The organism is Noviherbaspirillum denitrificans, assembly GCF_002211445.1.
Lineage (GTDB): Bacteria > Pseudomonadota > Gammaproteobacteria > Burkholderiales > Burkholderiaceae_D > Noviherbaspirillum > Noviherbaspirillum denitrificans.
In genome coordinates this window covers 1735679-1746697 of the sequence record NZ_LSTO01000001.1, presented here as the reverse complement: position 1 = coordinate 1746697, position 11019 = coordinate 1735679, and the positions used below count along the sequence as shown (strand labels likewise).

Here is an 11019-nt window from a genome sequence, read left to right as displayed (position 1 = left end):
GACGAACCCGTCGCGCGTATTCCCGGCGGCTCCTCGTCTGGCGCCGCCGTGTCGGTCGCGGCCGGCCTGTGCGTCGCGGCCATCGGCTCCGACACCGGAGGCTCGATCCGCATTCCGGCCGCACTGTGCGGCGTGGTCGGGTTCAAGCCGACGGCGCGACGGGTTCCGACTGCCGGCACTGTACCGCTGTCGACCACGCTCGACACCATCTGTGCGATGACGCGCTCCGTTGGCGACTGCATCCTGGTTGACAGCATCATTGCCAACACCACGCTCGCTATCCCTGACCTACCGCTCGCCGGCCTGCGCCTGGCCGTCCCGCAGACAGTCATGCTCGACGGCCTCGATCCGCATGTCGCCCGATCGTTTGCCGCCGCGCTGTCGCGCCTGTCCGAAGCCGGGGCAATCATCGTCGACGCGCCCTTCGAACTCCTGGCGGAAGCCGGTGCCATCAATAAATTCTCCGGCCCGGAAGCCTTCGCATGGCACCGCGGCCTGCTCCTTACCCGCGAAGCCGAATACGACTTCCGTGTCGCCAAGCGCATCCGCATGGGCGAATCGATGAGCGCCGCCGATTACATCGACATGCACCGCAGGCGCCGCGAATGGATCTCGCGCATGGAAGAAGCAATGGGCCCGTTCGATTCGCTCATCATGCCGACCGTGCCGATGGTGGCACCGCCGATCGCCGAACTCGAAACTTCCGAAGAAGCATTCTTCAAAGCCAACAGCCTGCTGCTGCGCAATCCGTCCGCCATCAACCTGCTGGACGGCTGTGCGGTATCCCTGCCCTGCCACGAGGAAGGCACACTGCCCGTCGGTCTGATGGTCGCCGGCCCGGCGATGGCCGATCGGAAAGTCCTTGCCGTCGCTCGCGCCATCGAGCATGCCTTGAAGCCGGATTGAATCCTCACGCATTCCCAGACATGGTCCGCCTTTTCGCCGTCCTCGGCTTCGCCGTTTTACCGCTTGCCGGTGCGATTGCCGCACCGGAATGCAACCGTTCGATCCCGGTCAACGGGACTTGTGAAATCACCCTCGCGGCATTGCATCCGACCCAGCCCGCCGTCGGCATGATCCAGGTCGAGGAGCGCGCAGCCCGCATGGCAGGCGAAACGAATTTCACCCGCTACACCGCGCGGCGCCCGATTCCCGTCGTGCAGTCGCCAGACGGCAGTTTTTACCTCACCGACAGCCACCACCTCGCCAGCGTCCTGGTCCGCGCCGGAGCCCAGCGCGCCACTGCCCAAGTCATCGGCCGGTTCGACAATCCCGCTTCTTTCTGGCAGGAGATGCAGGCCCGCCATTGGGTCTACCTGTTCGATCCCAAGGGCAATCCGATCCAGCCCTCGGCACTTCCGCAGCGACTGGCAGATCTCGCCGACGATCCTTATCGCGCCCTCGCCGGCTACGCCCAAGACGCCGGCTACTACCGCAAGACCGATGCTTATTTCATGGAATTCCACTGGGCGCGCTACTTCGGCAGCCGCATGGGCTGGAGGCCGGTCGACAGGATGAACCTGCTCGAAGCCCTTCAGACGGCCGAGGCACTTGCATGCCAGCCGGAAGCGCGCGAACTGCCCGGTTATCCCGGGCCATGCAGCAGCGTGCTGCCGTCGAATAAAATTACGCCTTTGAACTAGAAATATGTCCCGCGGTCTACGTTTCCTTGACCCGGGCGAACACCGCCTGACCGCATTCCGGCATATGCTCTCGTTCATGCGCCCTTGACCGGCGCCCGCGCTCAACAGCATTCAGGTTATTCAGTGACACAAAGACAAATAGCAGTGGTCGGTGGCGGCGTTGTCGGCGTCTGCACCGCGTACTTCCTTGCGGAAGCCGGGCATGACGTCGTCGTCATCGAGCGACACCAGAACGTTGCCCAGGAGGCGAGCTTCGCCCATGGCGGCATTGTCGCGCCGGGTTATGCCGAGCCCTGGGCCGCGCCCGGGATGCCGCAGAAATTCTTCTCCCAGCTTCTCCGCGCCGAGGCACCAGTGGCGCTGAAGGCGACGCTGGACCGTACGATGTGGCGCTGGGTGCGCCGCTGGATGGCGGAATGCGAACTGGAGCGGTACCGGATCAACCACATGCGCATGCAGCGCCTCTCGCTCTACAGCCGCGACATCCTGCGACAGATTCGCGATTATTACCAGATCGATTATGAGCAAACCCAGGGCGTGCTGCAGCTCTTCCGCACGGAGAAGGATCGCCAGCTTGCCGAGCCTGGCATTGAGCTCCTGGCGGAGAACGCTGTCCCGCACCAGGTCCTCGATGCCGCCGGGGTACGCGAGGTCGAACCCGCCCTCGCCTCCGACACGCCGCTGGCCGGCGGCCTCTACCTGCCCCAGGATGAAGCGGGCAACTGCCCGCTGTTCACCAAGCGCCTCAAGCAGATCGCCGGCTCCATAGGCGTCCAGTTCCACTTTACGAGCACGGTGCATGCGATCGAATCCGACTCGCGCGGTGTGACGCTGCATATCGACGAAGGCCGCTATCCGGCCGACGCCGTGGTGGTCGCCGCCGGCATGGATAGCGCCGGCCTGCTGAAGCCGCTTGGCATCCACGTACCGATGTATCCGGTGAAGGGCTACTCGGCCACCGCCCAGATCAAGAACTACGAACAGGCGCCCCTGACAGCCGTCGTGGACGATGCCTACCGCGTCGCCATTACCCGCCTCGGCGGCCGTATCCGTGTGGCCGGTACCGCTGAACTCGGCGCACGTTCGAACGAGTTGCGCGACCGCGCCCTGCGTACCCTGCTAAAGGTAGGTGGCGACTGGTTTCCCGACGCCGCCAACTATGCGCAGGCGAATTTCTGGAGCGGCATGCGGCCGATGCTGCCGGATGGTCCTCCACTCATTGGGGCGACGCCAGTCCGCAACGTATTCGTCAACATCGGCCATGGTTCCAACGGCTGGGCAATGGCAGCCGGCTCGGGCAAGGTACTGGCCGACATTATTTCCGGCTATGCACCCGACATCGACATGGACGGGCTGACCCTGTCCCGCTATGGATAGGATCGATTGCGCGATTGTCGGGGCTGGCGTCGTCGGCCTGGCGGTCGCACGCGAATTTGCGCGCCTCGGTCGCGAAGTGGTGGTGATCGAACAGCACCCGTCGATCGGCATGGAGACGAGTTCGCGCAATAGTGAAGTAATCCACGCCGGACTGTACTATCCGACCGGAAGCCTGAAGGCAAAGCTGTGCTTGCAGGGGCGCGATGCGCTCTACGCGTACTGCAACGAAAACGGCATTCCGCATCAGCGCTGCGGAAAACTCGTCGTCGCGACCTCGGACGGGCAACTCCCGAAACTCTCGGCAATCCTCGCCCAGGCACAGGCTAACGGCTGCACCGAGGTCGGCTGGCTGGATGGCGGTGCGGCGAAGGCACTGGAGCCATCGCTCGCCTGCGTCGCCGCCTTGTCCTCGCCCAATACCGGCATCATCGATAGCCACGCGTACATGCTTGCGCTACGGGGCGATGCGGAAAGCGCGGGCGGCGTGTTCGCGATGGACAGCAAGGTAGTATCGGGAAAATTGATCGATGGCGGAGTCGTGCTGCGCGTCCGCACTGGTGACGGCGCAGAGACTGAAATCGAGGTGACCACGCTCATCAATTGCGGCGGGCTTTGGGCGCCCCGGCTCGCGGATTCGATCGACGGCCTCGACAAGGCATCCATTCCTTCTGCCTATTTCGCAAAGGGAAACTACTACTCGCTCGCAGGCAAGGCTCCCTTCTCGCGCCTTATCTATCCAGTACCGGAGCCGGGTGGCCTCGGCGTACACCTGACGATCGACATGGGAGGACAGGCTCGTTTCGGCCCGGATGTCGAATGGCTTGCGGCCCCGCAGGATGCAATCGACTATCGAGTGGATCCCGGCCGATCGGCCGGTTTCTATCGTGAAATCCGCGCTTACTGGCCGGATCTCCCTGATAACGCATTACAGCCGGCATATTCCGGCGTACGTCCGAAAATTACGCCGCCTGGAGCCGCAGCGGCCGACTTCCTGTTCGACTCGCACGGGAGCCCGCACTACCTCGGCCTTTACGGCATAGAGTCACCGGGCCTGACGGCCTCCCTCTCGATTGCCGAACATGCGGCCGCACTACTCGATAACTGACGTCAAGACACGACTTGGAAATCGATCACGATGGCGCCTGGTTCGCGCTGCACGTAGGCCATCCTGATCCGCTCACCGAAAATATTGTCGATCTGCGAAAGCAGAGGCAAAGGATCGTGGTCATTACAGAAACGCATCGTCTCCCCCGGCTCAAGCGCGTCGAGTGCGCCGAAGATAGCCGCATGCCGGAAACGCTTCGCCACGCCGCGTGCATCGAACGGATAGACAGCGCCAACGCCGAGCGAACGGGAACAATCGTGTGCCATGAAAAAACTCCTGAGATTTAGTAGACAGGTATGTGCTTCACCTCGAAGCATAAGATTCATTATGAATGAATCTTTAATCCAGGGCAACCAAAACAGATACGTCCCGACGACGAATGGCAACTTGACATAAAATTCATTGAACCATCCCGATACCACGCCCATGCCCTCACAGTCCGCGCTTTACGCTATCGCCGATATCCGTGCAGTTGAACAAACTTGCCTGGCAACCCTGTCGGAAGGCACGCTGATGCAGCGTGCGGGCAAGGCCGCCGCAGAATGTGCACTTGGCTTGCTGCCCAATGCATCGTCGCGCGTCCTCGCGGTCGCAGGTCCTGGCAACAATGGCGGCGACGTCATCGAAGCAGCGCGACTACTGGCCGAACACGGTCTCGACGTCACCTTATGGCTGTGCGCCGATCGATCGAGCCTGCCGGCAGATGCAGCGCGGATGCTTGAAAATGCCCGCAGCAGTCCCCTGAACATCGTTGAGACACCCTCCGCCTTGCCGGATAACATGGAAGGATGGAACCTGGTGATCGATGGACTGTTCGGCATCGGACTGACGCGACCGCTCAAAGGCCTGTACGGCACATTGGCCGAGTGGATCAACGCCCTCTCCTGCCCCGTACTCGCACTTGATGTTCCCAGCGGCCTGGATGCCGATACCGGTGCAATTGTCGGTGAAGACGGCATCGCTATTCGCGCCAGCCATACCATTACCTTCATCGCCGACAAGCCCGGCCTCCATACCCTGCATGGCCGCGATTACGCCGGTCATGTTCATGTAGCCAGCCTCGATATCGATACAAATCTGTTCCCGCCCGCCTGCGCGCACCTGAACTCCGTATCTGCCTTTTCCGCCTTCCTGAAGAAGCGCCCGCACAACTCGCACAAAGGCAGCTTCGGCGACGTCATTGTGGCGGGTGGCGCCCCAGGAATGGCGGGCGCTCCCATTCTCGCCGCGCGGGCCGCGGCGAAATGCGGCGCCGGCAGGGTCTACGCGGCATTCATCGGCGATCCCCCTGCATATGACAGCGCGCAGCCGGAACTGATGTGCCGCGCCGCGCCTTCCATGGATTTTTCCACTGGCGCCGTTGTCGCTGGCCCTGGTATGGGCACATCGCGCGAGGCCCACGACGTCCTTGCAGCCATCCTGCACGCTTCCTCTCCACTCGTACTCGATGCGGATGCCCTCAACCTGATTGCCGCAGAACCGGGACTGCAAGCCCGCCTGGCAGAACTCACGGCGCCGACAGTAATGACACCGCATCCACTGGAAGCGGCACGGCTCCTGCAGTCGTCAACCGCCGATGTCCAGTCGGACCGTCTGCATTCGGCGCGCGCGCTTGCACAGCGATTCCATGCCGTCGTCATCCTGAAAGGAAGCGGCAGCGTCATTGCGCGCCCTGATGGTGAAGCGGCGATCAATACCACCGGCAATCCTGCTCTTGCGACAGCAGGCACGGGTGATGTGCTCGCCGGCATATGCGGTGCGCTCCTCGCGCAGGGCTTTCCCGCGTGGCAGGCCGCGCTTGCCGCAACATGGCTGCATGGGCATGCGGCGGACACCCTGGTCCAACAAGGCATCGGCCCGATTGGACTGACAGCGAGCGAGCTCATTCCGGCCGTCCGCACCCTGCTGAACCAACTGACGGAAGCGCATGCTGGAAACCACATCCCGCACTAAGCTCTGGATCGGCATCGCCTGCCTTGTGCTCGGACAGTGGACCTTGTCCCTGCTTGATACAGCGGGAAAATTGCTGGCCCAATCTGGCTATCACGTGGTGATGATCGCGTGGATGCGGTATTCCTTGAATACGCTGTTGATGGCGGTGGTCCTCGCGCCGCACTTCCATCGCAAATTTGGACGAAGCATCCTGCGAACACGTCGACCCGGACTGCAATTATTTCGCGCGACGCTGCTGCTCCTCTCGACGATCGTCTTCTTCTCCGTGCTGAAAATTGTCCCCCTATCGGAAGGCACGGCGATGAATTTCTGCGCGCCCTTGTTCGTGCTCGCCATATCGCCTTGGCTGCTCAAGGAAAAATCCTATGCCTCTCGCTGGGTTGCGGTGGGAGTCGGCTTCAGCGGCATGCTGATCGTCATGCGGCCCGGCGGCAGCATTGTTCCCGCTGGCGTGATGCTCGGCCTTCTCTCGGCAATGATCTTCGCCGTCGTCGTCGTACTGACCCGCAAAACCAACCAGGCCGACCATCCGATGGTGACATTGTTCTACGGCGGTCTGGTCGGGATGGTCATCAGCAGCGCAATCGTCCCGTTCTTCTGGACACCGCACATGCCGACCACAAAAGAATGGTTGATCCTCGCATCCACCGGTGTCACGAGCACGATTGGGCACCTGTTGGTGAACAGCGCCTACAAGCATGCCGAAGCATCGCTCCTCGCACCTTACGCCTACCTGCAAATCATCTCTGCGACAACGATGGGGTGGCTGGTTTTCGGTCAATTACCCGATGGACTGACAGCGGCCGGGATTGGAATCATCTGTGCAGGCGGCGTCGGCATTGCCTATGTCGAACATCGCCGCGTGCAGCTTGAAGCTAGCCCAACTGGCCGGCCGCGATCGTGATCGTACGCCGGCAACGCGCGGCGATGGAAGGGTCATGGGTTACGAGTACGAGGGTGGAACCGCGCTCCTCGTTGAGCTCGAACATCAGCTTGATGACGGCATCGCCGGTCGCCGCATCAAGGCTGCCGGTTGGTTCATCGGCAAACAACAGCGGCGGTTCCGTCACAAAGGCACGAGCCAGCGCCACGCGCTGCTGTTCTCCTCCGGACAGATATTTCGGATAATGCCGTAAACGGCTGGACAGACCGACTCGCCCCAGCATTGCCTCTGCCTTGGCACGCGCATCGTCGTCACGCCGCAGCTCGAGGGGCAGCATGACATTTTCCAGTGCTGTCAGATGCGCGAGCAGCTGGAACGACTGGAACACGAACCCCAGCTTTGCCTGCCTCAGCCCCGCGCGGCCGTCTTCGCTCAATGCAAAGATATCGACCCCGTCAAGTTTGACCGTCCCCTCGGACGGCGTATCGAGGCCCGCGAGCAATCCGAGAAGCGTCGACTTCCCCGAACCGGACGCGCCGACGATGGCCAGCGTCTCGCCGGCTTGGACGGTAAAATCGATATCACGCAAAATCGTCAGTTCACCAGTGGCGTCGGCAACACGTTTGCTCAGGTGAATCGTTTCAATTGCTGCGGTATTCGAGGAAGGTCCAGGCATGCAGACTAAGGTCAGGAAATTGGGATATGGAATCGGATGGTTGAGAATGGCGGCGACGTTGACGCTGGTATTCTTTGCAACGTGCGCCTATTCTGCATCAAAAACCGTGCTCGTGCTTGGAGACAGCCTCTCGGCCGAATATGGCATCGCTCGCGGCGCGGGATGGGTCACCCTGCTCGAACAACGGCTAAAAACAGCACAAATCAACGCCAGCATCGTCAACGCCAGCATCAGTGGTGAAACTACCAGCGGCGGCAAGGCACGCCTGCCTGACCTGCTCGGTCAGCACCGCCCTTCCGTGGTAGTCATCGAACTTGGTGGCAACGACGGACTCCGTGGACTGCCACTGGCGGCCGCTGAAGCGAACCTGCGCGCGATGATCCAGGAGTCTCAGAAAGCCAAGGCAAAGGTGCTCCTCGTCGGTATGCAGATTCCGCCGAACTACGGACGCGAATATGCCGACCGTTTCTCCGGCCTATACGAGAAGCTGTCGAAGGAAACCAGAGTATCGCTCGTTCCCTTCCTGCTCGAGGGCGTCGCGAGCAAGCCTCAGCTTTTCCAGTCCGACCGCATTCATCCTCTCGCCGAAGCGCAACCCATCATGCTGGACAATATCTGGCCGCACCTGAAACCGCTGCTTCAACACTAGGAAACGAGGCGAAAAAAAACCGCTCGATTGGAGCGGTTTTTTTATGTGCGGCAAAGTTGTTATTCCGTGGTCTTTGCCGGCTTGCGCACGACCTCAACCTTCGCCTTCTTTTTCAATGCCTCAAGGTATGCATGCGACTCAAGTTGCGCCAGCGCGCCGGCGATCTCCTGCTGCTCGGCCTGTCGACGCGCCATATCGATGTTGGCAGGCTGACTTACCTTGTTGACGCGATACAGGGCGTAACCCTGCCCTGGAAGCTCGACACCAACGTAAGAAGGCAGCTTGGACGTGTCTGCCTTCATGATGGCACGCAATGCCTCAGGAGCGACATTCTGATTCTTTGTGCGGGAAACAGTCCTCGCCGCAGAGAACCCGGCAGCATCAGCACCGCCCTTGAGCGCAGCCAGTTTTTCCTCACCAGCCTTGCGTGCAAGGTTCGTCGTCTCGATTTGTGTCACGCGCTCACGAATAACCGACTGGACCTCTTCGAACGGACGCTTCGAAACCGGCTTGTACTCAACGACACGGCCGGCGACCAGTGTGCTCGGTGCAACCTCCACCGCTTCGGTATTCCGCTTGTTCTTGATCGCCTCATCAGAGAACAGCGCGCCCAGGAACTTCGGATGATTGAACGGAGCGTTCGGAGCAACCGAAGGATTGGGCTTGCGTGTCAGGTTCGCCGCCGTTTCGATCTTCAGGCCCAGTTTGTCTGCTACGGGTTTCAGGCTGTCCGATTGCTCGTAGACCATGTTGGTGAACTGTTCAGCCATTTCGGCGAATTTCTTCGCGGCCAGCTGCTTCTTGATTTCTGCTGCGATCTGCCCCTTCACCTGCTCGATGCTCTTTGCAGAGCCGGGCTTGATACCTGTAACCTGGATAATATGGAAACCGAAATCGGATTCGACCACGTCGCTGATTTCACCCTGCTTCAGCTTGAATGCTGCCGCTTCGAAGGGCGGAACCATCATACCCTTGCTGAAATAATCCAGGTCGCCGCCACGTTCGGCAGACCCAGGATCCTGAGAATTTTCCTTAGCCAGCTTGGCAAAATCTGCCGGGTTCTTGCGCAGTTGCGCGAGCAACACCTCTGCCTTGCTCTTGGCCGCTGCCTTGTCCGCAGCAGACGCGCCCTTGTCCACCTTGATCAGGATGTGGCTGGCACGGCGCTGTTCTTCATCGACGAAGCGCTTGGCATTTTGCTCGTAATACGACTTGATGTCGGCGTCACTGACCGAAATCTGCGAGGCAACGACATCGCTGTTTAGCACCACGTACTCAGCCTTGACCTGCTCGGGAATCTCGAATTGCGCGCCATTCTTCTCGTAGTACGACTTGAGCATCTCGTCAGTGACCTGCACCTTGGACGCAAAATCCGATGCTTTGAACACCAGTTCCTGCACTTCGCGCTCCTGATCATTCAGGTCAGACAAGCGGCCTGCCACTGCCTTCGGTGCAAAGGCCGTCCCCTGGATCGCGCCGCCAACTTGCTGCAACGTCAGGTCGCGGCGAAGCTGTGCTTCGAACATTGCCGGTGTCATGCCCTGTGCAGCCAGCGCGGACTTGTAGCGCTCGACATCAAACTTGCCGTTGGCACCGGTCAGGCCGGGCATCGCAACAATGGTCTGCTGCAAAGTCTGGTCACTGACTGCAAGGCGGTTCTTTGCTGCTTCTGCTGCAACCACGCGTTGCGCGATCAAGCCGTCGAGGATTTCCTGCTTCGCCTCTGGTGTATCGAGCATCTTCGGATCGAACTGTGCACCAAACATCTGGCGGAAACGCTCCATCTGTTCACGCTGCGCAGCATCCAGTTCCTGCTGGGTGATCGAATTGCCGCCGACTTTTGCGACAACGTTGCCGCTGTCTGTCATGCGAGTGTATCCCTCGAGTCCAAAGAACACGAACGATGGGAAGATAAGCAGCAGGAGCACGAACTGCATCAGGCGTTGATGCGTGCGGATAAAGTCAAACATGGTCGGTCCTACAGGCGTACAGAGTGTGAGAAATTTCGGAAACCTGGATTCGCCGAAGCGCTATTTCATGCGCGCCGGTTCAAGACATCCTTGCTGCCATTCGACACCATCGTGCGTCCGGCATTCTACAAGGCGCATCAAAATCCTTCGCGCATAAGAAAAAAGGCGAACTTGCGTTCGCCTTTTTCGTTTTTGGCGGAGTGGACGGGACTCGAACCCGCGACCCCCGGCGTGACAGGCCGGTATTCTAACCGACTGAACTACCACTCCTGAAACTTTACTGCATCGCCTGGCTGCTTTTGGTGGGTGCTGAGAGGCTCGAACTCCCGACCTACGCCTTGTAAGGGCGCCGCTCTACCAACTGAGCTAAGCACCCTGAATCACACTTAGTCAGCCAAGCTTCACGACGTTTGTCACCACGTCGTAAAAAGCAAGATTATACAGTATCTTTTATCGAGATGCACAACTTAATTAGTTGAGTGCATCCTTCAGTGCCTTGCCCGGACGGAACTTGGGCACCTTGGCAGCCTTGATCTTGATTGCATCGCCGGTACGGGGATTACGACCGGTACGTGCTGCACGCTTGCCGACTGAGAAAGTGCCGAAGCCGACGAGGGTCACGGAGCCGTTCTTCTTCAATGTGGTCTTGACTGCACCGATCAGTGCGTCGAGTGCGCGCGTCGCCGCTGCTTTCGAGATGTCCGCGGTCCCGGCAATGTGATCGATTAGTTCGGTTTTGTTCACTGACGCCCCCTCAAAAAAG

Annotated in this window: 11 protein-coding genes and 2 tRNA genes; 7 read left to right on the top strand and 6 right to left on the bottom strand. The window is 60.3% G+C overall.

Annotated features, from left to right (window positions below; genetic code table 11):
* From AYR66_RS08710 to AYR66_RS08695, 4 genes are all read left to right on the top strand, one after another.
* Positions 1–906: amidase family protein (locus tag AYR66_RS08710; RefSeq protein ID WP_088709695.1), on the top strand; the 906-nt coding region annotated here is incomplete at its 5' end.
* A 20-nt stretch (positions 907–926) separates the two neighbouring features.
* Positions 927–1643: a ParB-like protein gene (locus tag AYR66_RS08705; protein ID WP_088707174.1), complete on the top strand. Its 717-nt coding sequence runs from the start codon at positions 927–929 to the stop codon at positions 1641–1643.
* Between the two features lie 123 nt (positions 1644–1766).
* Positions 1767–3020 carry a D-amino acid dehydrogenase gene (locus tag AYR66_RS08700; RefSeq protein WP_088707173.1) on the top strand — a complete coding sequence of 418 codons (1254 nt, stop codon included), beginning with the start codon at positions 1767–1769 and terminating at the stop codon, positions 3018–3020.
* Positions 3013–4125, top strand: coding sequence for an NAD(P)/FAD-dependent oxidoreductase (locus tag AYR66_RS08695; protein WP_088707172.1), 1113 nt, complete (start codon positions 3013–3015; stop codon positions 4123–4125). Before AYR66_RS08700 ends, AYR66_RS08695 begins: the two co-directional genes overlap by 8 nt.
* A gap of 2 nt (positions 4126–4127) precedes the next feature.
* Here AYR66_RS08695 and AYR66_RS08690 read toward each other — a convergent pair whose 3' ends face one another.
* Entirely contained in the window at positions 4128–4391 is a 264-nt protein-coding gene (locus AYR66_RS08690) for a DUF2249 domain-containing protein (RefSeq protein ID WP_088707171.1), read from the bottom strand.
* Between the two features lie 160 nt (positions 4392–4551).
* Here AYR66_RS08690 and AYR66_RS08685 point away from each other — a divergent pair, with 160 nt between their 5' ends.
* Both AYR66_RS08685 and AYR66_RS08680 read left to right on the top strand, forming a co-directional pair.
* On the top strand, positions 4552–6078 hold the full coding sequence (locus tag AYR66_RS08685; RefSeq protein WP_088709694.1) for an NAD(P)H-hydrate dehydratase: 1527 nt from the start codon (positions 4552–4554) through the stop codon (positions 6076–6078).
* Entirely contained in the window at positions 6053–6982 is a 930-nt protein-coding gene (locus AYR66_RS08680) for a DMT family transporter (protein ID WP_088707170.1), read from the top strand. Before AYR66_RS08685 ends, AYR66_RS08680 begins: the two co-directional genes overlap by 26 nt.
* Here the strand turns inward: AYR66_RS08680 and AYR66_RS08675 are convergent.
* Positions 6954–7637: an ABC transporter ATP-binding protein gene (locus AYR66_RS08675; RefSeq protein WP_088707169.1), complete on the bottom strand. Its 684-nt coding sequence runs from the start codon at positions 7635–7637 to the stop codon at positions 6954–6956. The two genes, AYR66_RS08680 and AYR66_RS08675, sit on opposite strands and share 29 nt — an antisense overlap.
* Between AYR66_RS08675 and AYR66_RS08670 the strand changes: the two genes are divergently transcribed.
* On the top strand, positions 7636–8286 hold the full coding sequence (locus AYR66_RS08670; RefSeq protein WP_420093096.1) for an arylesterase: 651 nt from the start codon (positions 7636–7638) through the stop codon (positions 8284–8286). The genes AYR66_RS08675 and AYR66_RS08670 overlap by 2 nt on opposite strands.
* Before the next feature lie 59 nt (positions 8287–8345).
* Here AYR66_RS08670 and AYR66_RS08665 read toward each other — a convergent pair whose 3' ends face one another.
* The 4 genes from AYR66_RS08665 to AYR66_RS08650 form a co-directional block, all read right to left on the bottom strand.
* Positions 8346–10256: a SurA N-terminal domain-containing protein gene (locus AYR66_RS08665; protein ID WP_088707167.1), complete on the bottom strand. Its 1911-nt coding sequence runs from the start codon at positions 10254–10256 to the stop codon at positions 8346–8348.
* A 193-nt stretch (positions 10257–10449) separates the two neighbouring features.
* Positions 10450–10526: transfer RNA gene (locus AYR66_RS08660), tRNA-Asp, on the bottom strand.
* 30 nt (positions 10527–10556) lie between these two features.
* Positions 10557–10632 (bottom strand) — tRNA-Val (locus AYR66_RS08655).
* Between the two features lie 95 nt (positions 10633–10727).
* A complete protein-coding gene (locus tag AYR66_RS08650) occupies positions 10728–11000 on the bottom strand; it encodes an HU family DNA-binding protein (RefSeq protein ID WP_088707166.1) in 273 nt (90 codons plus the stop codon).
* Positions 11001–11019: the final 19 nt, after the last annotated feature.